This is a genomic window from Streptosporangium sp. H13245 (genome assembly GCF_055690525.1).
In genome coordinates, this window is the sequence record NZ_JBSZKT010000038.1 from 24,165 (window position 1) to 44,267 (window position 20,103).

Below are 20,103 nucleotides of genomic sequence, written 5' to 3' on the forward strand. Positions count from 1 at the left end.
GCCGGTGAGGGGCTCGGGCGAGCGGCTCCGGCTAACGGCTCCCCGAGCTCCCCGATTCCCCCGATTCCCCGGATTCCTCGGAGGGCTTCGAGCGCCCGGGAGGCTTGGAACGCCCGGGAGGTTCGGGCGCCTCGGGACGGCGTACGTAGACCGGGGTTCCCGTCGGGGTCATGTCGTAGAGCGCCTTGGCGTTGTGCAGCGGCACCCGGATGCACCCGTGGGACGCGGGATGCCTCGGGACCCGCTCCGAGCCGTGGAAGCCGATGCCCTGGTTGAAGTAGATGGTGTAGAACTGGTCGCCCAGCGGCCCGCTGGTCCATCCGGGCGTCCGGAACCAGGCGCGGAAGTCGCCGGTGGGCGTGACGGCGACCCCGCAGTTGCCCTTCTTGCAGTAGTGCTCGCCGTTACCGGTTGAGATGTGGGAGACCAGCGCGGGCCTGCCGTCCCGCCACGCCGTGAGCAGCTGGCGGCGCAGGTCGATCTCCACCCTCGTGGGCTCCCCGTACGACACCAGCGGCTTGAGGCGTGCCGGGCGGGAGAGCGCCCGCCAGGTCGGCGGGTCGATCTGGTCGGTGGGAGGCAGCCCGTTCGCCTTCTGGAAGGCCCACACGGCCGCGCGCAACGCGGGACGGTACTCGTCGCCGACGTCCCCCGGCCCGAATCCCAGCCGGTCGAGGCGCCGGTGGACCTCCTCGACCTGGGCGCCCCTGTCGCCGGGACGAAGGAGGGGAAACCGTGACAGCGGGGTGTGCTCGGCACGCGGCGCGGGAGGGCGCTCGTCGGGAACGGGCGGTTCGGAAGGCCGCACCGACATGACACCGGTGGTCGCGACACCGAATGGCAGGCACGCGGTGAGCACGAGGGCCGAGTTCGCGATCAGGAAACAGTTGATGGTTCTCCGCATTTTTTAACGCCTATCCGCTCTCGGGCGAAGTCCTTCAGAAGTCCTTCAGAGATCCTTCAGAGGTCCGTCAGGAGCCCTTAAGAAGCTCTTCAGGGGTCCTTTGGAAATCCGCCGGAATTCGTCAGAAGGAATACGAGTACGTGCGATCCTCTATCGCCGCGCGCACCAGGCCGACGGCCTCCTGGGCGCAGCCCCAGGAAAAGCTGAACCCGGCCCCGCCGTGCGCGAAGTTGTAGACGACCTTTTCCTCGTCGTCCCACTCAAGACAGACGTTCTCGTTCCGGAAGGGCCGCAGCCCCGCCCGTACCGGCTCGTCGGGATCCAGCCTGGCGTTTCGCAACGCGGGCATGAAGGCCAGGCACCGCTCGTACATCTCCCGTACGGGCCCGTGGTTCTCCAGGTTGATTCCGGTGTCCCACTCGTCCTTCTCCGCCAATCCGCCGAGAACGAGGAGGCTCGGATTGCGCGGCACGATGAAGACGATGTCCTGCTCGTCCTTGTTCTGCTCGTCGTGGGAGACGCAGTGGGCCTCGCGGATCCGGCGCCCGCGAAGTCCGTCGTTGCGGACCCGTACCAGCGCGCCGCGCAGCGGGTACATGCCGATGCCGCGCAGTCCCGCGGTGCCGAGGCCCGCGCAGCAGACGATCACCTCGGCGTCGAAGCGGTCGAGGAGCTCGTCCCTGCGCTCGGCCAGCAGTCCCTCGACCCGGTAGCGCTCGACCCGCACACCGTGGATCTTGACCTGCCGCAGCAGCCACGCCATGTACTGATCGGTGTCGATCATGGGCGCCATGTGCGAGTACGCGTCGACCACGCCGTAGTCGGGGCTGACGCCGTTGCGTTCGGCGAGCGACCGGTCGCGGACGAAGCCGCGCACCTTCCCCGCGAGTTCCTGCATCTTGTGGAGGTCGTGCGGGCTCTCCTCGACGGGATGCTTGAAATAGAAGTTGGATCTGCGCATCGCCACCCCGGGCACTTTCGCGCGGGCCAGCTTCTCGAACATCTCGTACGAGGTGACGCACCAGTTCTTGGAGCGGGCGAGCGAGATCTGGTCGTGGTGGTAACCGCACACCGCCGGTGGCCACTCCCACAGCGCGCCCGCGACGACCGAGACGATGTCGGGGGCGAACCTCTCCGCGATGACGGTGACGCGAAACCCCTCCCTGGCCAGGCACAGCGCACTGGTCAGCCCGCTTACCCCGGCCCCGACGACAAGTATCTTCTCTGAGTTCGCGCGCACCTGGGAACGCCTTCTTTCCGGATCCATCCAGCTCGATCACTTTTCGGCGCGACCGGCCGCGGGAGGCCGTCACGACGAACGCTGAAACCCCTCCACAGTAAATCGGGCACCGGCGAATCCCGGAATGGTGGCGAACCCGGCATGGAAGGAGACCGGCCCCGGGCTGATGGAAAACCATTACCTACAGGGGAAACAACCTGGATCGAACGGGGAAAAGCCGCACTCGACCTGAATACTCCGATGACAAACCTTTGGCCGCGTGCCGGATTTTCATCACCAATCCACCGGCCGACCCGGGCGAATATTGACACCTCCTTAGTCCGGTCCCGGCTGTCACGACGGGCCGATCGGGGGTTCGGCGGGGTGAATTGCCTACTTTATTCTGCGGACTCGCCTATATGCCCTCGGTGGGATTGTTGAGGGCAGGTGTAGGGCCGAGTCTCACTTGTTGTAGAACGTGGCGACTACCCGGACTCGCCCTCCGGCTCGTCGCCGACGGGACGACGCCTCCCGACCAGCGGAAAAAGGACGTGACAGCGACCCCGCGCGACGACAGGATGGGGCGCCATGACAGACACCCGCGTTGACCCCGCCTTCATCGCCAACGAGAGCACCATGCTGCGCTCCTGGCTGGACTGGCATCGGGAGACCCTGGCCGTGAAGTGCGCCGGGCTCTCGGACGAGCAGCTCCGCACGCGTTCCGCCGAGCCGTCCACGCTCTCCCTGCTGGGCCTGGTCCGCCACATGGCCGAGGTGGAGCGCAGCTGGTTCCGCAACGTCCTCAACAACGAGGGCGTCGCCCCGTACTTCTACACCGACGACGATCCGGACGACGACTTCGACGCCCTGGAGACGAGCACGACGGAGCAGGCCTTCGCCCGCTGGCGGGGCGAGGTCGCGTACGCGCGCGAGCTGTCCGACGGGCTCTCCCCCGACACCATCGGCAAGGGGCAACGCCACGGCCACGACGTCTCGCTGCGCTGGATCCTCGTCCACATGATCGAGGAGTACGCCCGGCACAACGGTCACGCCGACATCATCCGCCAGCGGATCGACGGGGTCACCGGGGAGTAGCGCGCGGCGCCCCGGCCGGGTCAGCCCGAGGCGAGAGTCTCGGCGATCAGCCGGTCGAGGGCGGCCAGGTTCACCGGACGGGCGATGGCCGCCTCGGCGAAACGGTCGAGAAGCCGGGCGAAGGCCTCGCGGTCCGGCTCGTCCCAGTCGGCCATCAGGCCGTCCAGGTAGGTGCGCCGGTGGCGGACCACCACCTCCAGCACGCGGCGGCCCCGCTCGCTCAGCACGAGCCTGGCCCGCCTGGCGTCCACGGCCGACTCCTCACGCTCCACGAACCCCGCGCCGACCGCGTCGTTGACCAGCCTGCTGGCGGTGGACGGGTCGACGCCCAGCTGCTCGGCGACGGCGCCCACGGTCACCTCGGGCGCGTCCAGGCACAGCTTGTGCACGGCGTGCACGACCATCACGTTCGACATGTGCACCGGCCGCCGGGGCTCCCCGGCCCGGCGCGCGCGCAGTGGCCGCGACCAGATCCGGCGCAGCCGGAACAGGGCCACGTCGATCACCGCTCCAGGCGTCCCCTCGTTCACGGCGCAACCCTAGCCGCTGCGGGCGGGTGCGCCGCGTCTCGCCTCGAACGGCCCGTACCGGAAGGGACGGTCAGCCGGACAGGCGGACCGGGTTGACCAGGTCGGCGTACATCAGCAGGCCCGCCATGATGATCATCAGGAAGGCGATCGCGTAGGTGAGGGGAAGCGCCTTGGCGATGTCGACGTGGCCCGGCGCGGGGCGGCGGGCGACACGGGCGAAGCCGCGCTTGAGCCCCTCCCACAGGCCGCCCGCGATGTGCCCGCCGTCCAGGGGAAGCAGCGGGATCAGGTTGAACAGGCCGATCGCCAGGTTGAAGCCCGCCAGCAGGTTGATGAAGACGACGATCTTGTTCTCCAGCGGGATCGCGGAGGCGGCGATCTCACCGCCGATGCGGCTGACGCCGATGACACCGATCGGGCCGTTCCTGTCACGCTCGTCACCGGAGAAGGCGGCGTGCCAGACGCCCACCATCTTCTCGGGGAACCTGAGCAGCGAGGCGGCGGTGGCCGAGGTGAGGTCCCCCATGTGCGCGGCCACGGCGCCGAGGCTCTGCTGCTCGATGACGATCTTCGGGCTCACCCCGAGGTAGCCGACACCCTTTTCGATCTTGCCCGGCTCGTCCAGCGACTCGCGGTCCTGGGCGATGAGGGCGGCGTTGACGGTCAGCTCCTGACCGGCCCGCCTGATGCCGATCGCGATCGGGCCCGCGCCGTGGTCGCGGATGGCCCGCGTCGCGGCGTCCCAGCTCACGGCGGGTTTGCCCGCCACGGACACGATGACGTCGCCCGGCCTCAGCCCCGCCACGCTGGCCGGGCTGGGCTTGTCGGCCGCGGTGCACTCGGGGTTCTTGGTGTACTCGGCGGCGGTCTTCACGCACTGCGGGATCGAGGCGATCTCGGTCTTCTGCGTGGGGATGCCGAACCCCATGAGCACGATGCCGAACAGGACGAACGCCAGCACGAAGTTCATCGCCGGGCCGCCGGACATGATGATGACCTTCTGCCACCAGGGCTTGCGGTAGAACACCCGGTCCTCGTCGCCCGGCCGTACGTCCTCCAGGGCCACGTCGCGGGCGTTCTCGATCAGGCCCTGCCAGGGACCCGTGGAGACCGAGCGCACCTTGCCGGGGGCGTCGGTGGGCCGGGGCGGCAGCATGCCGATCATGCGGATGTAGCCGCCGAGGGGAAGCCACTTGATGCCGTACTCGGTGTCGCCCTTGTGCCGCGACCACATCGTCGGGCCGAAGCCGACCATGTACTGGGTGACCTTGACGCCGAACAGCTTGGCCGGCACCAGGTGGCCGATCTCGTGCAGCCCGATCGACACCATCAGCCCCACGAGGAAGACGACGATCCCGACCACGAAGAGCCAGTCCACAGGTTCATACCCCCATCGCGGTTTCACCGACAATGCCCCATAAGAGGTTAGCCCAAGTATCCGGCCCCCACACCGCCGCGGAAAGCGGCGTTCCCGGCCGCTCTCCCGGCCTGGCCGTTCACGTTTCCCCAGCCACTCTCCCCGCCTGGTCGTTCACGTTTCCCCGGCCGATCGAACACACTCCGTTGACATTCAGCGATCACACGAACACCCTTTGGTGAGGGTGAGACCGAGAGAGGAGCGTTTTTGATCGGGATCCTGGTTGCCGAGCATCTTCCCCTGGTCCGGCGCGGGCTGGTGGCGACGCTGGAGAACGAGAGCGACATGAAGGTGGTGGCCGACGTGTCCGCCGGGGAGGAGGTGCTTCCCGCCGTCCTGCGGCACACCCCGGAGACCGCGGTCATCGGTCTCGGCCTGCAGGACGTCTGCGGTTTCACCACCGCGCTCCGGCTGCACGAGGAGGTTCCCGGCTGCCGGGTCCTGCTGCTGTCGCGCGACCCCAGCCCCGGCCAGGTCCGCCGGGCCTTCGCCGTCCACGCGCTCGGGTTCATGAGCCTGGAGGTCGGCCCCGGGCAGCTGGCCGACGGCGTCCGCCAGGTGGCGGCCGGACGCCGCGCGATCGACTCCGAGCTCGCGGTGGCCGCCCTGAGGTCGGCGGAGAACCCGCTGACCCGCCGGGAGCTCGACGTGCTCCGGCTGGTCGCGCGGGGGGCCACGTCCGGCGAGATCGCCGACCGGCTGTTCCTCTCCGTGGGAACGGTCCGCAACCACCTGTCGCGGATCATGTGCAAGACCCAGGCGCGCAACCGTCTCGACGCCGTACGCATCGCCGACGACTCCGGGTGGCTCTGATCCCTCCCCGGAGGCCCTCGCCCCGGAAAGCCGGGTCGTTCAGGGGCGCCAGATGAGGATGAGGGCGCAGTCGTCGTTGTGGCCCGACGACATGGAGGCGACCAGGTTGCGGGCGCCGTCACGGAACCCCGAGGGCATCAGGCGCTCGGCCTCTCCCAGCAGGCGGTCGAGGCCGGCGTCGATGTCGCGCCCCGGCTGCTCGATCAGGCCGTCGGTGTAGAGCATGAGCGCGTCGCCCTTGCGCAGCATCCCCTGGTCGGCCTCACAGTGCAGGTCGGGCACGACGCCGAGGACGACCCCCTTGGCCGTGGAGACCCGCCAGGTCCCGGTGCCCGACTCGAACTTGACCACCGGGGGGTGACCGGCCGAGGTGATGACGTACTCGCCCGTCACGAGGTTGAGCCGGAGGTGGACCGCCGTGACGAAGCCCTCGGCCTCGCGCTGGCGGTGCAGGTAGGTGTTGCAGGCGGGCAGGAAGTCGGCGACCGAGCCGAGCAGCCCGCCGAAGGTGCCCGACAGCAGCAGCGCCCGGGTGCCCGCGTCGACGCCCTTGCCCGACACGTCGACCAGGGCGAGCTCCAGCGTGTCGCCCTCGCGCATGGAGACCAGGAAGTCGCCGCCGAAGGAGGAGCCCCCGGCCTGCTTGAGGACGACCTTGGAGCCCCACTCCTTGGGCAGCTGGGGCAGGTCGCTCTGGCTCTTGAGACGGTCGCGCAGCTCCAGCAGCATCGCGTCGCCGCGCAGGCCCTGCACGCCGAGCTTGCCGCGGGTGCGGGCCATCAGCGCGGCCAGCACCGCGGTGAAGCCGAAGGTGACCAGCAGGCCGGGGCCGATGTATCCCACGCCCCGCACCACCGCCACGTAGATCAGTGAGACCGCGACCGCGCACAGCAGCTTGACGAGGCTGTTCAGCCTGAGCTGGAGCCCCGCCACGAGGGTGACCGGGATCATCAGCGCCGGGGAGAACCACTCCATGGAGACCCTGGCGGCCAGCCCGCCGATCAGCAGGGTGAGCAGGATCAGGGTGATGAGCAGGTTCCGGTCGCGCGCCAGGGGGCCGCGCCGCAGGAAGCGCACGATGGGGACGAGGAGGGGGACGCGGACCAGGAACGCGCGGAGCGCCGGAGGAAGCAGCGGCACCGGACGGGAACTCATGATGCGCTCGACTGTATCTGGCTATCCCCCCTTTGGGCAGCCCACTTGACCAACGCCTTGATCATTAAGCAGGGATATTAGATGGCCGGAACCGTTTGTCCCCTACTACCGTTTGAAAGATGACTCTCAGCCTGCGTCCGATCGAAGAAGCCGAATGGTCCGCATGGAACACCGTGGACGAGGAGGCGTTCGGCTCCGCCACCCCGGAGCACCGGCAGGAGATCTTCAGGCGCAACCTCGAGTTCGACCGCTCGCTCGGCGCGTTCGACGGCGACCTGCTCGTGGGCACCACCGCGGTGTACAGCTTCAGCATGAACGTGCCCGGCGGCCCGATCCCGGTCGGCGGCGTCACCGCGGTCGGCGTGCTGCCCTCGCACCGCCGCCGGGGCATCCTCTCCTCGCTGATGACCCGCCAGCTGTCCGACCTGCACGAGCGGGGCGAGGCGGTCGCCGCGCTCTACGCGTCCGAGGCCGCGATCTACGGGCGCTACGGCTACGGCAGGGCCTCCGACAGCCTGGTCTTCCGGATCCCCACCGCGAACGCGGCCTTCACCCGGCACGCCCCGGCCGATCCTGCCCTGCGGCTGCGCGTCGTCAGGCCCGAGGAGGCCAGGTCCACCTTCGAGAAGATCTACGAGTCGGCGTTCGAGGAGCGTCCTGGCCTGTACGCCCGCACGCCCGCCCGCTGGGACACGGTGCTGACCGACCGGGAGTCCGACCAGGGCGGCGCCGGTCCGCTGCGCGCCGTGGTCGTCGAGGACGACGGCGGCCCGCGCGGTTACGCGCTCTTCCGGATCAGGCCCTCCTTCGACGACCACGACGTCCCCGCCGGGGAGCTGCGGCTCAAGGAGCTGTTCGGCCTCGATCCCGCCGCCTACGCGCTGCTCTGGCGGCACGTCCTGGACCGTGACCTGGTCTCGCACGTCTTCGCCCAGAGCAGGCCCTCGGACGACCCGCTGATCCACCTGCTGGCCGAGCCGCGCAGGCTCCACGCGCTCTGGCTGGACGACCTGTGGGTCCGCGTCGTGGACGTCGAGCGGGCCCTTCCCGCACGTGGCTACAGCGCGCCGGTGGACGTGGTGATCGAGGTCGAGGACACCGTGTGCCCGTGGAACGCGCGCCGCTGGCGGCTGACGGCCGACACCTCCGGTGCCCGCTGCGCGCCCTCCGACGACCCCGCGGACCTGACCCTGCCCGTCTCCGTGCTGGGCGCCGCCTACCTGGGCGGACGGCCGCTGGCGGCACTGCTGGCGGCGGGCGTGGTGCGGGAGTCGCGTACGGGGGCCCTGCGGGAGCTGTCCACCGCCATGTCGTGGGGCCCCGCCCCCTGGGCCGGTCTGGTCTTCTGACGATCCCCCAGCGCCCCCGGCCGTCCGGGCCGGTCATCGGCACGGGATGACCGGGACGGGCGAGCCTGAGCGGGTTATGGTGACTGGCATGGCACTGCAGAGCTTGCAGATCAACGCGATCACCGCGATGCGGGCGCGAGACGTCTCGCGCCCGTCGCGGGAGCAGCAGGAGACCGCGGACCGCCGCCCCCTGCGCGACGAGACGCCCACCCGCAAGGAGCCCGCGCGCAACGGGACGCGCCGGGAGACGCCGCGCGGGGAGCCGTCGCCCCGCGAGCGCCACCGGTGAGGTCTACGGCAGCGGCGGGAGCTGGCCGATGGTCTCGTACGAGGTGAGCTGAGCGATCCTGCGGTTGTGCCGCTCGGCCCCGGAGTAGGAGGTGCCGAGGAAGGTCTCGACGAACCGGATCGCCTCCTCCGGCTCGTGCATCCGCGAGCCGAGGCTGACGACGTTGGCGTTGTTGTGCTCGCGGGCGAGCCTGGCGGTCTCCTCGCTCCAGGCCAGGGCTGCGCGGACGCCGCGCACCTTGTTGGCCGCGATCTGCTCGCCGTTGCCCGAGCCTCCGATGACGACGCCCAGGCTGCCCGGGTCGCCCACGACGCCCTCGGCCGCGCGCAGCACGAACGGCGGGTAGTCGTCCTCCGCGTCGTAGACGAAGGGACCGCAGTCCTCGACCTCGTGGCCGTGCTCCTTCAGCCAGGAGACGACGTGGTTCTTGAGCTCATAGCCGGCATGGTCGGCACCGATGTAGACGCGCACCCGCCCAGTTTCGCAGGTGTACGCGGGCGGCTCCACCCGGCCCCCGGCTAGAGTAATAGCCGCAATGCTTTTGGACCCCTTACAAGAGAGAGCCCCCACATGCGTGACATCCGAGTGGTCGGTGACCCTGTCCTGCGCACGCCCGCCGAGCCGATCACCGACTTCGACCGCGACCTGCGGCGCATGATCGACGAGATGTTCGCCGCGATGTACGCCGCGCAGGGCGTCGGCCTGGCCGGTCCGCAGATCGGCGTGTCGAAGCGGATCTTCGTCTACGACTGCAGCAACCGCAAGGGCCATGTGATCAACCCAGAACTCACCGTGGACGACGACGCCGAGGTCCTCGACGAGGAGGGCTGCCTGTCCGTCCCCGACCGAGGGACCGGCACCCCGATCTACGCCAGGACGCCCCGGGCCGCGGGGGTCACCGTGAGCGGCCTGGACCGGCTGGGGCGGCCGATCCGGATCAAGGCCCGCGGCACGCTGGCGCGCTGCTTCCAGCACGAGACCGACCATCTCGACGGCAGGCTCTACGTCGACAGGCTGGCCAGGGACGCCGCCAGGAAGGTCCTGCTCCAGGCGCCCTGACCCCTGCCGGTCGCGGGAGACCGTCGCGGGAGAACCGTCGCGGGAGACCTCAGAACTGGACGGCCTTGATCTCCAGATACTCCTCAAGCCCGAACTCGCCCAGTTCGCGGCCGAGGCCCGACTGCTTGTAGCCGCCGAAGGGCGCCCGCGGGTTGAACCGGCCGCCGTTGACCGCCACCTGGCCGGTGCGCAGCCGCCGGGCGACCGCGACCGCGCGCTGCTCGTCGCCCGCCCACACCGCGCCGGCCAGACCGTACGGGGTGCCGTTGGCGATGGAGACCGCCTCGTCCTCCCCCCGGAGGTAGGGGATGATCGTGAGGACCGGACCGAAGATCTCCTCCTGCTCGATCACCATCCCCGGCTCCACCCCGGCGAACACGGTGGGCTCGACGTAGAAGCCGCGCTCCAGGGGCCGGTCGGTGCCTCCGGCGACCAGCCGGGCGCCTTCCTCCTGGCCCCGGTTGATGTAGCGGACGACCCGGTCGCGCTGGGCCGCGGACACGAGGGGACCGAGTTTGGTCGCCTCGTCGAAGGGGTCGCCGACGGTGTACTTCCCCGCGATCTCGACGGCGAGGCGGACGGCGGCGTCGTACTGGTCACGATGGACGATCATGCGGGTCCATGCCGAACAGGTCTGGCCGGAGTTGACGAAGGCGTTGGCCACCGTCGCCTTCGTCGCCGCCTCCAGGTCGGCGTCCGGCAGGATCAGGCTGGCGGACTTGCCGCCGAGCTCCAGGGCCACCCGCTTGATCGTCTGGGCCGCGAGCGCGGCGACCCGGCGCCCGGCCACGGTGGAGCCGGTGAACGACACCATGTCCACCTCGGGATGGGTGACCAGGGCCTCGCCCACCCCGGGGCCGTAGCCGCTGACCATGTTGAAGACCCCCGCGGGCAGTCCGACCTCGTCGAGGATCCCGGCGAGCGCGAAGGCCGCCAGCGGCGCCACCTCGCTGGGCTTGAGCACGACCGTGCACCCCGCGGCGAGCGCGGCGCCCACCTTGCAGACGACCTGGTGGAGCGGGTAGTTCCAGGGGGTGATGGCGGCGACCACCCCGATCGGCTCCCTGAAGACGCGGGAGTTGCCAACCTGCCCGCCCTCGAAGTCGTAGGTCTCGGCGAGCTGGGCGTACGAGGCCAGCACCCCGGCCGGCATCAGCGTCTGCACCCTCATCGCCAGGCCGTACGGGGCGCCCATGTCCGTGGCGATGATCCTGGCTATCTGGTCGGAGCGTTCTCGTACCAGGTCGGCGGCCGCGGCGAGGATCCTGCCCCGCTCGGCGGGGGCCGTCGCCGACCAGGAGGGGAAGGCGGCGCGGGCGGCGGCGACGGCCACCTCGACGTCGGCGGGCGCCCCGGCGGGAACCCTGTCGATCAGCTCCTCGGTCGCGGGGTTGATCACGTCGATGCTCTCGCCCGACGCGGACGCCTGCCAGGCTCCGTTCAGATAAAGGTGACGCATGCCCTCATCCTGGCGTGCGTGCCGTTGTTACGCGAGGACGGGCGGGGCGCGGCTCCCGCCCAAGGATGATCTCTGTGCCGTAGCACAGCGGGCCGCGGGCGAGGCGGGGCCGACTCCGTGGGCCGACCGGGATCGCGCGGGCGGGCTCGCCGGAAGCCGGGCCCGCCCGCCGCGGTCGCGCGCGACGGGCGGGACCGGTGGGGGAACGGTTCAGTCGAAGATCGGCGGCCGGGTCCTGGAGCGCTTGAGCTCGAAGAAACCGTCGGTGCCCGCCACCAGGCGCACGCCGTCCCAGAGCCTGCCCGCCTCCTCGCCCTTGGGGGCCGGCGAGATCACCGGGCCGAAGAAGGCGACGTCGTCGACGGAGATCACCGGGGTGCCGACCTCCTGGCCCACCCGGTCGATGCCGTCGTTGTGCGAGGCGCGCAGGGCCTCGTCGAACTCCGTCGAGTCCATCGCGTCGGCGAACGCGCGGTCGAGCCCCGCGGCCTCCAGCGCCTCCTCGACGGTCTCGCGGAGCGTGTCGAGCTCCTTGAGCCTGCCCTGGTTGTGGAAACGGGTGCCCAGCTCGGTGTAAAGGCGGCCCACCGTCTCGGAGTCGTACTTCTCCTGCACGGCGGTGACCACCCGGACCGGCCCGATGGCCTTGGCGATCAGCTCGCGGTAGCTCTCGGGAATGTCCTTGTCCTCGTTCAGCACGTTGAGGCTCATGATGTGCCAGCGCGGCTCGATCGACCGCACCTTCTCCACCTCCAGCAGCCAGCGGGAGGTCATCCACGCGAAGGGGCAGAAGGGATCGAACCAGAGATCGACAGGGGTGCGCTCAGTCATCTTTTCCGGCTTCCTGGTCGTGAGGCTTCTTCGGTAGCGACAACCCGGACGGCGGAGTTCCCTATTCCACAGGTGGATTAATACCTTGACATGCCTCTTTATTCTCAAACCTGGGTATCGGTCGGCAGCCTGTGCGAAGCGGCGGTCCGCGCCCTTACGTGGCAGGATTCAGTCACCCCTTAGCAATGGAGCGGGGGGAAGTTGTGAAGAGGGAGCGGTAGTGGCAGGCAATCTGACCCGTGACGAGGCGCGCGAGCGCGCACGGCTGCTCAGCGTGCAGTCCTATGCGGTGGAGCTCGACCTGACCGAGGGTGAGGAGCGCTTCGAGAGCGTCACCACGGTCCGCTTCACCAGCACCCGCCCGGGTGCGGGGACGTTCGTCGATCTGGCCGGCGCCAAGGTGCGCAAGGCCGTCCTGAACGGCGTTGAGCTGGACGTGAGCGGCTACGACCTGGAGACCGGGCGGCTGCCGCTGCCGGGCCTGGCCGAGACCAACGAGCTGCGGGTGGACGCCGACTGTTCCTACACCCGCACCGGCGAGGGCCTGCACCGGTTCGTCGATCCGGTCGACAAGAGCGTCTACCTGCACAGCCAGTTCGAGACGGCCGACGCGCACCGGATGTACGCGTGCTTCGACCAGCCCGACCTCAAGGCCTCCTTCGAGCTGACCGTGCTCGCGCCGTCCCACTGGGAGGTCATCTCCAACGCGGCGCCCGACGCGGCCGAGGAGCTGCGGGAGCACCGCGGCAGGCACGGCGCCCTCCAGGCGGCCAAGCGCTGGCACTTCCCGCCCTCCCCGGTGATGTCGACCTACATCACCGCGCTGTGCGCCGGGCCTTACCACAAGGTGACCTCCGAACACGACGGCATCCCGCTGGGCCTGTACTGCCGGGCCTCGCTCGCCGAGCACCTCGACGCGGACAACCTCTTCGAGGTGACCAGGCAGGGCTTCGACTTCTTCCACGGGATCTTCGGCGTCCGCTACCCGTTCGGGAAGTACGACCAGCTCTTCGTCCCCGAGTTCAACGCCGGGGCGATGGAGAACGCGGGCTGCGTGACCTTCCTGGAGGACTACGTCTTCCGCTCGCGCGTCACGGACGCGGTGATCGAGCGCCGCGCCGAGACGATCCTGCACGAGATGGCGCACATGTGGTTCGGCGACCTGGTCACCATGCGCTGGTGGGACGACCTGTGGCTGAACGAGTCGTTCGCCACCTACGCCTCGGTGCTCTGCCAGGCCGAGGCCACCCGCTGGGGCCAGGGCGCCTGGACGACCTTCGCCAACGTCGAGAAGGCCTGGGCCTACCGCCAGGACCAGCTGCCCTCGACCCACCCGATCGCCGCCGACATCGTCGACATGCACGCGGTCGAGGTCAACTTCGACGGGATCACGTACGCCAAGGGCGCCTCGGTCCTCAAGCAGCTCGTCGCCTACGTGGGGCTGGACAACTTCCTGGCCGGGGTCCGCGACTACTTCACCGAGCACGCCTGGGGCAACACCACGCTCGCGGACCTGCTCGGCGCGCTGGAGCGCACCTCCGGGCGCGACCTGTCCTCCTGGTCGAAGGAGTGGCTGGAGACCTCCTGGGTCAACACGCTGCGCCCGTCGTTCACCGTCGACCCCGAGGGCCGTTTCCTGGAGTTCGAGGTGCTCCAGGAGGCCCCGGCCGACTACCCGACGCTGCGCTCGCACCGCGTCGCCATCGGCCTGTACTCCCTGCGGGACGGTGAGCTGGTCCGCGTCAAGCGGGTCGAGCTGGACGTCGTCGGCGCGCGTACGGCCGTGAGCGAGCTGGTCGGCGAGGTCCAGCCGGACCTGGTCCTGATCAACGACGACGACCTGACGTACGCGAAGGTCAGGCTCGACGAGCGGTCGCTGCGGACCGTGACGGAGGGCGGCGTCGGCAGGTTCACCGAGTCCCTGCCCCGCGCGCTGTGCTGGTCGGCCGCCTGGGACATGACCCGCGACGCCGAGATGGCCACCCGCGACTACCTCACCCTGGTCATCTCCAACATCGAGTCGGTCGCGGACATCACGGTCGCCCAGACCGTGCTCCGCCAGGCCCGGCTGGCCGTCCAGCAGTACGCCGACCCCGCCTGGCGCGCCGAGGGCCTGGCCCGGCTGGCCTCCGCGCTGCGCGGCCTGGTCGGCACGGCCGAGCCCGGCTCCGACCACCAGCTCGCCTACCTGAACGCGCTGTCGGCGGTGGCCACCTCCACCGAGGACCTGGCGTTCCTGAAGGGCCTGCTGGACGGCGAGACGGTGCTCGACGGCCTCACCGTCGACGCCGACCTGCGCTGGACGCTGACCGGCGCCCTGGTCTCCGGCGGCCTGCTCGGCGAGGAGGACATCGCCCAGGAGCTGCTGCGCGACGCCACCGCGACGGGCGAGCGCGCCGCCGCGCTCTGCCGGGCCGGGATCCCGACGGTCCAGGGCAAGGCGAACGCCTGGGCCGCGATCGTCGAGGGCAAGCTGAGCGGCGCGCTGCTCCGCTCGACGCTCGTCGGTTTCATGGACTCGCGCCACCCGGACCTGCTGGAGCCGTACGGGGCGAAGTACTTCGAGGAGATCGGCAGGATCTGGAAGTCCTGGACCTCCGACAGCGCCCAGAACTTCGCGAACGGCTGCTACCCGGCACTGAACATCTCCTCGGAGACGGTCGCCAGGACCCAGGACCTCATCTCGTCCACCCAGCCGCCGCACGCCCTCAAGCGCCTGCTCCTTGAGGGCGCCGACGGCATCGGCCGCGCGCTGCGCGCCCAGGCCAAGGACGCCTCGGCGTCCTGACCCGGCCGCGAAACCGGACCAGCCCTGCCCGGCTCGGCTCGCACAACCGGTTCGCGAAACCGGCCCGGCCCATGAAAACGGGCCGGGTCCCGGGGCCCGGGAGACCCGCCACGCGGGCGCCCCTCGCCGTCACGGCGAGGGGCGCGTCACCCCGTGCCGCCCAGATTTGCCCTGCTTCGCTGTGGAGTACCCCGGTTTGCCCAGTGTCGCCCCGGTCCGCCCGTGGCGAAGCCTTGAGCGGTTCCTGGCGAAACACTGGTAGAAATAGTCGTTAACCGCGAGAGGCACCCCGTGTCTCGCCATACGGAGACACCAGTCCTGTCGTTCATGGGTCGTGAGAGGGTAAATCACGTGGAATCGGCGCGTGACCTGCTCATCTCCCTGGCCAAGAGATACGCCTTCGGTGACGTCGGGGCCCTCGCCTCGGGTGTCGTGGCGGACGCGGGCGACATCGAGGCGGCGTGCGAGTTCGGCCAGCGGCTGCTCTCGCTCGACGCCGAGGACTTCGCCGCCGAGGCGCGCGCCGTGCCGAGCGACCTGCGGCGGCGGGCGCGGGCCTGCACGATGCCGCAGACGCCCCGCGAGCAGCCGCGCGGCGCGCTGGAGTCGCTGCGGCCCGCGTACGGGCTGCTGCTGGAGGTCATCGCGGTCAGGTGGCACCGCCGCGAGCTGAGCCCCATGGTCGCCGCCGTCCACATCGCCAGCGAGTATCTCCCGCTGCTCGCCTTCGAGCCGGTGCTCGGCAGCGCCGGAGACCCGGTCCGCTGGCCGGAGGGGCTCACCGCGCCGGGCAGCAGGTTCGGGGTGATCGGCGACCGCGACTGTGACCACACGAGGGCCGAGCAGTCGGCCGTCAACCGGACCCTGCGCGTGGCCGGGGAGCCCGCCGAGGGGTGGCGCGCCTACTTCGACCGCCAGCACAGCCAGGTGGCCGGGGCGCTGGCCACCTGCGTGGCCGACTGCCGCAACCCCTGCACCGCGATGGACTGGGTGGAGCCCGGCCGCCGCGACGACCTCGCGCTGCGCGCCCGGGTGGCGCTGGCCTTCGCCGAGACCCCGCTGGTGCGGTTGCGCCACGCGGCCCCGGTGGGCCACGGGTTCGGCGTGCCCTCCCCCGAGGAGGTCACCGAGGCCTGGGAGCGCAGCCGGGGCATCCTGGCCAAGAACGGCGTGGGCGGCGAGGCGTCCGGCGACGGCTTCCCGCTGCCGGGGTTGCCGGCCCTGTTCTCCGCCGTCGCGGGCGCCCCGGTGAGACCCTCGACGCTGCTGGCGGACATCAGCACGTACCTGGTGAAGCTCCTCCTGCCCTGACCGGCTCAGAGCCTGCCGTCGACGAACACCGACAGCGCGCAGCAGGCGACGGAGACCGTCATGAGCAGGACGCCCCGGCGGATGAAGCGCTGCTTGGCGTCCCCGACGGCGTTGAGCCTCCTGATCTCCAGGACGAGCAGGTCGACCCTGGCCCCGGCGTCGCGGCCGGTCGCACCCGGTCCGTGTCCCACTCCGTATCCCAGCCGGGGGTCCGGTCCCGGCGGCGGCTCTCCGGCGAACCCGCCGGGGTAGAAGCGGCGCCGCTCCAGTGCCCTGCCCGCGAGCCCTGCGGTACGGCGGTAGAGGGCCCCGGCGAGCACGAGGATCCCCATCAGCCAGAAGAACATGCCCGTCCACCAGAGCCACTCGACCTTGCTGGACAGCTCGCCGGGCCTCCAGTGGCCGTTCAGCAGCCCGACGACGACGGCACCGGCCGCGGCACCCGTGGTGAACAGCAGGATGGCCGCCGTCTCGTCCTCCCTGCGGACCTTCCGGCGAGCGTCCGCGAGCGTCGCCTGGACGTAGTCGAGGATCCTGCCGGGCTCCCGTTCCGCCGCGGACCTCCTGCGAGGGCGAGCCGACAGCGCGTCCCACATGATCCTCAGCACGAGCCGATTATCCGGGAAGATCCCCCTCGTCCCGCCCGGACGGGCCGCCCTCGGGACCGGCCCGCGTGATCATCCGCGCCGCGACGCCTGGTCAGCGAGCAGCAAGACCCCGGTGACCAGCCCGCCCACCAGGTCGCCCAGGCCGAGCAGCGCGGCCATCGACCGCGCGGCCATCCGGCACTCGGCGTCGGGCAGCCGCTCCCCGGCCAGGGAGCCCGTGACGATCTCCAGGGCCCTGCCCCGCTGGTCCACGAAGACGAGCACGGCCCTGTCGGCGTCGGCGCCCAGCGCGGCGTGCAGCCGCTCGGAGAAGTGACGGCGCGGCCCGATCGCCGGGCCGAGGTAGGCGGCGAAGCGCAGCCCCGTGCGCCGTTCCGCGGCGCGCAGGGCCCCTCGGACATCGTCCCCCTGTGTCGAGGTCAGGGTCAGCATCTCCGTCACCTCACCTTCACCCGGTTCAGCGATGGTCGGCTCACCGGCCGACCGGGGTCACCAGGCCGCCGACGCCCCGCCGGTGTGCCGTCCTGGCTCGGAGGTCTCCGCGAGCGAGACCCAGTCGATCTCCGGCGCCGGGGTCCTGTCCTGGCGCCGCCCGGTGAGCACGAGAGCCGAGCCGGTGATCCCCCGCTCGCTGCCGAACGGGCCGCCCAGCCAGACCGCGCCCGCCGAGGTGCGCCGCGCGGCCTTGTCGCGCATCCTGCCGGGCATCGTCACGAGCAGGGCGATGAGCACGAACAGGCCGCCGGAGACTCCGACGAGAAAGCCGAAGACCTCGATCGCACTGTCCACACCTCAAAAGTAACCCGGCGCCGACCACCCGTCGAGGGCTACCAGGTCGCGGGCCTGCGCTCGCCCCAGAAACCCCCTCTGGCCGCCTCGATCTGCGACGACAGGGAGATCAGGGTGCCCTCGTCGCCGAACCTCCCGGCCAGCATCACGCCGATCGGGAGACCCTCGGCGCTCCAGTACAGCGGGAGGCTGACCGCGGGCTGGCCGCTGACGTTGTAGACGGCGGGGAAGGCGGCGAACCGCTTCATCCGCTCGAAGGTCTCCTCGGGGCCGTCGACGTCCTCGAACCAGCCCACGGGCCGGGGCGGCTGCGTCAGGGTCGGGGTGAGCACCGCGTCGTACGGGTCGGTCGCCCGCAGGCCCATCCGGGTGGCGAGCTGCAGCGCCGACTGGGCCTGGAGGAAGTCGGGGGCGGGGGTGGCGAAGCCGCGCTCGCGCAGCCAGGCGGTGAGCGGCCTGAGCCTGTCCTGCCTGGTCAGGTCGACCGGGTGCATGCAGGAGAACGCGTACCAGAGCGTCACGAACCTCGGCACCAGCTCGGGCCCGAACGGCGGGTCGATGTCGACCACCTCGTGCCCGAGCGCCGCCAGCTCCGCCGAGGCCCGCTCATAGGCGGTGAGCACCTCGGGATCCACCACGGCACCGGGGACCAGCGGCTCGGCGTAGCGGGCGATCCGCAGGCGTCCCGGGTCGCGGCCCGCGTACGCCCCGAAGGAGCCGAGCCCGGGCGGCGGCGCGTGGTAGAGGTCGCCGGGGTTGTGGTGGGCCATCACGTCGAGCAGCGCGGCGGCGTCGGCGACGGTCCTGGTGATCGGGCCGTTGGTCGCCAGGCCCGCCAGGTCGGGGACGATCGGCGCGAAGCTGATCCTGCCCCGGGAGGGCTTGAGGCCGAACAGCCCGCAGACCGAGGCGGGGATGCGGATCGACCCGGCGCCGTCGCTGCCCTGCGCGGCGGGGGCCAGGCCCGCGGCGACCGCGGCCGCCGCGCCGCCGCTGGACCCTCCCGCCGACCGGGAGAGGTCCCACGGGGTACGGCTGGGCGGGGAGACCGAGGTCTCGGTGTAGCACGGCAGCCCGAACTCGGGGGTCGCGGTCTTGCCGAGCATGATCGTCCCAGCGTCCCTGAGCCGCTCGACCAGGCTGTCGTCCACCGGCGCGACGAAGTCCTCGTACGTGGCCGAGCCGAAGCGGATCGGCACGCCCTTGACGAGGTTGAGATCCTTGATCGGGATCGGCACCCCGGCCAGGGGTGAGGGGTCCTCTCCCGCGAGCACCCGGGCCTCGACCTTGTGGGCCTGCTCCAGGGCGAGCTCGGGGGTCACCGTCACGTAGGCGCCGATCCGGGAGTCCAGGCGGGCGATCCGGTCGAGGTAGTGCTCGGTGATCTCGACGGGGGAGAGCTCCCTGCGCCGCACGGCCGCCGCCTGCTCCAGGGCGTTAAGATCGTGAATGTTGGTCACGCCCCGCACAGTAGGCGCAGAGCACGCGGTTATCCAGAGCGAAGGCCCTAAGGTACCCGGTTCATAGCAGTGCCAAGCGGGTGACGGCGGTCACAAAAGTATGAGATACGCAATACTAGGCACCCCCGAGGACGTCAGCTACCGTGAGTTACGTGGATTCCGGTCAGGTACCAGAAGACGGTAACACTACGTCACCGATTTGGGTCAGTGACCGACAGGCCGAGGACCGGCCGACGTCTCGACCCGCCGCGCCAGCGTCTACGTACGCACCCGTCGAGCGCGCCTCGTTGCGCAGCCTGCTCGACCATCCGAAGTACCGTCATCTGCGCCGACGGGTGATCGTCTCGGTCGGTGTCGGTGTGCTCGCGGGCGTCCTGCTGGCCAGCTGGCCGCTGGGCTTCACCGCCGCCGTGGTGGCCGCGATCGTCGACACGGTGCTTCGCGCCCGCTCCAACTCGTCGGTGCCCGCCTGGCGGCGGTCCTCGGTCGCGGAGCGGCGTACGGAGATGCAGCTGAAACGGCTGGAGCGCGGGGGTTACCGCACCCTGCACGCCCGCGCGATCCCCGGCAGCGAGGCCCAGATCGACCACCTGGTCGTGGGCCCCACCGGCGTCTACGCGGTCGACTCCGAGAAGTGGGACAAGCGCCTGCCGGTCCGCGTCCAGTCACACCGCAAGCTGTTCCACGGCCCGTTCAACCAGAAGCCCCGCCTCGACGAGGCCCGCTGGGAGGCCTCCCAGGCCGGGGAGCTGATCGGCGCCGAGCTGGGGCGCGAGGTCACGATCGTGCCGTCCCTGGCGATCTACGGCCCGGCCATCCCGTGGAAGGTCCTCAATGTCCGCGAGGTCGACGTATTCGACGGTAGCCGTGTCCGTAAATGGATCACCAAGCGGGAACGCTCACTCACCGACGCCGAGATCGACCGGATCTTCGAGGCCGCCGAGCAGGTGCTGCCCTCGCGCTACCCGGAGAACTGATTCCGGGCGTCCCAAGAGCCTGTTTTCGTACGACCCGCTTCTCCCGTCGG

At 70.6% G+C, this 20,103-nt stretch carries 20 protein-coding genes; 8 read left to right on the forward strand and 12 right to left on the reverse strand.

The features are described 5' to 3' along the window. Positions 1–31: 31 nt before the first annotated feature. Both ACW9TB_RS33115 and ACW9TB_RS33120 read right to left on the reverse strand, forming a co-directional pair. Positions 32–904, reverse strand: coding sequence for a L,D-transpeptidase family protein (locus ACW9TB_RS33115; RefSeq protein ID WP_472752038.1), 873 nt, complete (start codon positions 902–904; stop codon positions 32–34). Between the two features lie 121 nt (positions 905–1,025). Next, the gene (locus ACW9TB_RS33120; RefSeq protein WP_472752039.1) at positions 1,026–2,144 is read right to left on the reverse strand and encodes an FAD-dependent oxidoreductase; all 1,119 of its coding nucleotides are present in this window, start codon (positions 2,142–2,144) and stop codon (positions 1,026–1,028) included. 567 nt (positions 2,145–2,711) lie between these two features. Here ACW9TB_RS33120 and ACW9TB_RS33125 point away from each other — a divergent pair. Next, positions 2,712–3,218 (forward strand): DinB family protein, encoded by a 507-nt coding sequence (locus ACW9TB_RS33125; RefSeq protein ID WP_472752040.1) that lies wholly within the window; start codon positions 2,712–2,714, stop codon positions 3,216–3,218. Positions 3,219–3,238: 20 nt separating this feature from the next. Here the strand turns inward: ACW9TB_RS33125 and ACW9TB_RS33130 are convergent, their stop codons facing one another. Together ACW9TB_RS33130 and ACW9TB_RS33135 are read right to left on the reverse strand one after the other, a co-directional pair. After that, positions 3,239–3,748 (reverse strand): MarR family winged helix-turn-helix transcriptional regulator, encoded by a 510-nt coding sequence (locus ACW9TB_RS33130; RefSeq protein WP_472752041.1) that lies wholly within the window; start codon positions 3,746–3,748, stop codon positions 3,239–3,241. Positions 3,749–3,818: 70 nt separating this feature from the next. Continuing rightward, on the reverse strand, positions 3,819–5,126 hold the full coding sequence (locus tag ACW9TB_RS33135) for a M50 family metallopeptidase (RefSeq protein ID WP_472752042.1): 1,308 nt from the start codon (positions 5,124–5,126) through the stop codon (positions 3,819–3,821). A 246-nt stretch (positions 5,127–5,372) separates the two neighbouring features. Here ACW9TB_RS33135 and ACW9TB_RS33140 point away from each other — a divergent pair, with 246 nt between their 5' ends. Beyond that, positions 5,373–5,978, forward strand: a complete 606-nt coding sequence (locus ACW9TB_RS33140; RefSeq protein WP_472752043.1) for a response regulator transcription factor — start codon at positions 5,373–5,375, stop codon at positions 5,976–5,978. Between the two features lie 39 nt (positions 5,979–6,017). Here the strand turns inward: ACW9TB_RS33140 and ACW9TB_RS33145 are convergent, their stop codons facing one another. Beyond that, the gene (locus tag ACW9TB_RS33145; RefSeq protein ID WP_472752044.1) at positions 6,018–7,133 is read right to left on the reverse strand and encodes a PP2C family protein-serine/threonine phosphatase; all 1,116 of its coding nucleotides are present in this window, start codon (positions 7,131–7,133) and stop codon (positions 6,018–6,020) included. Between the two features lie 119 nt (positions 7,134–7,252). Between ACW9TB_RS33145 and ACW9TB_RS33150 the strand changes: the two genes are divergently transcribed. Both ACW9TB_RS33150 and ACW9TB_RS33155 read left to right on the forward strand, forming a co-directional pair. Then, positions 7,253–8,482: a GNAT family N-acetyltransferase gene (locus tag ACW9TB_RS33150; protein ID WP_472752045.1), complete on the forward strand. Its 1,230-nt coding sequence runs from the start codon at positions 7,253–7,255 to the stop codon at positions 8,480–8,482. An 88-nt stretch (positions 8,483–8,570) separates the two neighbouring features. Continuing rightward, complete coding sequence (locus ACW9TB_RS33155; RefSeq protein WP_472752046.1) at positions 8,571–8,771, forward strand: hypothetical protein; 201 nt, start codon at positions 8,571–8,573, stop codon at positions 8,769–8,771. Positions 8,772–8,774: 3 nt separating this feature from the next. Here ACW9TB_RS33155 and ACW9TB_RS33160 read toward each other — a convergent pair whose 3' ends face one another. Further along, positions 8,775–9,242 carry a ribose-5-phosphate isomerase gene (locus ACW9TB_RS33160; RefSeq protein ID WP_472752047.1) on the reverse strand — a complete coding sequence of 156 codons (468 nt, stop codon included), beginning with the start codon at positions 9,240–9,242 and terminating at the stop codon, positions 8,775–8,777. Positions 9,243–9,341: 99 nt separating this feature from the next. Here ACW9TB_RS33160 and def point away from each other — a divergent pair, with 99 nt between their 5' ends. Beyond that, positions 9,342–9,830 carry a peptide deformylase gene (gene def / locus ACW9TB_RS33165; protein ID WP_472752048.1) on the forward strand — a complete coding sequence of 163 codons (489 nt, stop codon included), beginning with the start codon at positions 9,342–9,344 and terminating at the stop codon, positions 9,828–9,830. A gap of 49 nt (positions 9,831–9,879) precedes the next feature. Here the strand turns inward: def and ACW9TB_RS33170 are convergent, their stop codons facing one another. Both ACW9TB_RS33170 and ACW9TB_RS33175 read right to left on the reverse strand, forming a co-directional pair. Then, positions 9,880–11,289 (reverse strand): aldehyde dehydrogenase family protein, encoded by a 1,410-nt coding sequence (locus ACW9TB_RS33170; protein WP_472752049.1) that lies wholly within the window; start codon positions 11,287–11,289, stop codon positions 9,880–9,882. Between the two features lie 210 nt (positions 11,290–11,499). Then, positions 11,500–12,120, reverse strand: a complete 621-nt coding sequence (locus ACW9TB_RS33175) for a mycothiol-dependent nitroreductase Rv2466c family protein (protein ID WP_472752050.1) — start codon at positions 12,118–12,120, stop codon at positions 11,500–11,502. A 220-nt stretch (positions 12,121–12,340) separates the two neighbouring features. Here ACW9TB_RS33175 and pepN point away from each other — a divergent pair, with 220 nt between their 5' ends. Then, on the forward strand, positions 12,341–14,908 hold the full coding sequence (gene pepN / locus ACW9TB_RS33180) for an aminopeptidase N (RefSeq protein WP_472752051.1): 2,568 nt from the start codon (positions 12,341–12,343) through the stop codon (positions 14,906–14,908). A gap of 351 nt (positions 14,909–15,259) precedes the next feature. Beyond that, positions 15,260–16,219: a hypothetical protein gene (locus ACW9TB_RS33185; protein ID WP_472752052.1), complete on the forward strand. Its 960-nt coding sequence runs from the start codon at positions 15,260–15,262 to the stop codon at positions 16,217–16,219. A 5-nt stretch (positions 16,220–16,224) separates the two neighbouring features. On the opposite strand, the gene ACW9TB_RS33190 is transcribed toward ACW9TB_RS33185, so the two are convergent. From ACW9TB_RS33190 to ACW9TB_RS33205, 4 genes are all read right to left on the reverse strand, one after another. Next, positions 16,225–16,827 carry a Pycsar system effector family protein gene (locus tag ACW9TB_RS33190; RefSeq protein WP_472752053.1) on the reverse strand — a complete coding sequence of 201 codons (603 nt, stop codon included), beginning with the start codon at positions 16,825–16,827 and terminating at the stop codon, positions 16,225–16,227. A gap of 69 nt (positions 16,828–16,896) precedes the next feature. Beyond that, a complete protein-coding gene (locus tag ACW9TB_RS33195; protein WP_472752091.1) occupies positions 16,897–17,259 on the reverse strand; it encodes a DUF5130 family protein in 363 nt (120 codons plus the stop codon). 57 nt (positions 17,260–17,316) lie between these two features. Beyond that, on the reverse strand, positions 17,317–17,616 hold the full coding sequence (locus tag ACW9TB_RS33200; protein ID WP_472752054.1) for a hypothetical protein: 300 nt from the start codon (positions 17,614–17,616) through the stop codon (positions 17,317–17,319). 38 nt (positions 17,617–17,654) lie between these two features. Further along, on the reverse strand, positions 17,655–19,076 hold the full coding sequence (locus tag ACW9TB_RS33205) for an amidase (RefSeq protein WP_472752055.1): 1,422 nt from the start codon (positions 19,074–19,076) through the stop codon (positions 17,655–17,657). A gap of 287 nt (positions 19,077–19,363) precedes the next feature. Here ACW9TB_RS33205 and ACW9TB_RS33210 point away from each other — a divergent pair, with 287 nt between their 5' ends. Beyond that, on the forward strand, positions 19,364–20,053 hold the full coding sequence (locus ACW9TB_RS33210; protein ID WP_472752056.1) for a nuclease-related domain-containing protein: 690 nt from the start codon (positions 19,364–19,366) through the stop codon (positions 20,051–20,053). Positions 20,054–20,103 lie beyond the last annotated feature (50 nt).

What these genes read in the sequence shown, in the direction of transcription:
- ACW9TB_RS33115 (WP_472752038.1), bottom strand. Translation starts at nt 904, where the DNA reads ATGCGGAGAACCATCAACTGTTTCCTGATCGCGAACTCGGCCCTCGTG.
- ACW9TB_RS33125 (WP_472752040.1), top strand. Translation starts at nt 2,712, where the DNA reads ATGACAGACACCCGCGTTGACCCCGCCTTCATCGCCAACGAGAGCACC.
- ACW9TB_RS33145 (WP_472752044.1), bottom strand. Translation starts at nt 7,133, where the DNA reads ATGAGTTCCCGTCCGGTGCCGCTGCTTCCTCCGGCGCTCCGCGCGTTC.
- ACW9TB_RS33150 (WP_472752045.1), top strand. Translation starts at nt 7,253, where the DNA reads ATGACTCTCAGCCTGCGTCCGATCGAAGAAGCCGAATGGTCCGCATGG.
- ACW9TB_RS33155 (WP_472752046.1), top strand. Translation starts at nt 8,571, where the DNA reads ATGGCACTGCAGAGCTTGCAGATCAACGCGATCACCGCGATGCGGGCG.
- def (WP_472752048.1), top strand. Translation starts at nt 9,342, where the DNA reads ATGCGTGACATCCGAGTGGTCGGTGACCCTGTCCTGCGCACGCCCGCC.
- ACW9TB_RS33170 (WP_472752049.1), bottom strand. Translation starts at nt 11,289, where the DNA reads ATGCGTCACCTTTATCTGAACGGAGCCTGGCAGGCGTCCGCGTCGGGC.
- ACW9TB_RS33175 (WP_472752050.1), bottom strand. Translation starts at nt 12,120, where the DNA reads ATGACTGAGCGCACCCCTGTCGATCTCTGGTTCGATCCCTTCTGCCCC.
- ACW9TB_RS33195 (WP_472752091.1), bottom strand. Translation starts at nt 17,259, where the DNA reads ATGCTGACCCTGACCTCGACACAGGGGGACGATGTCCGAGGGGCCCTG.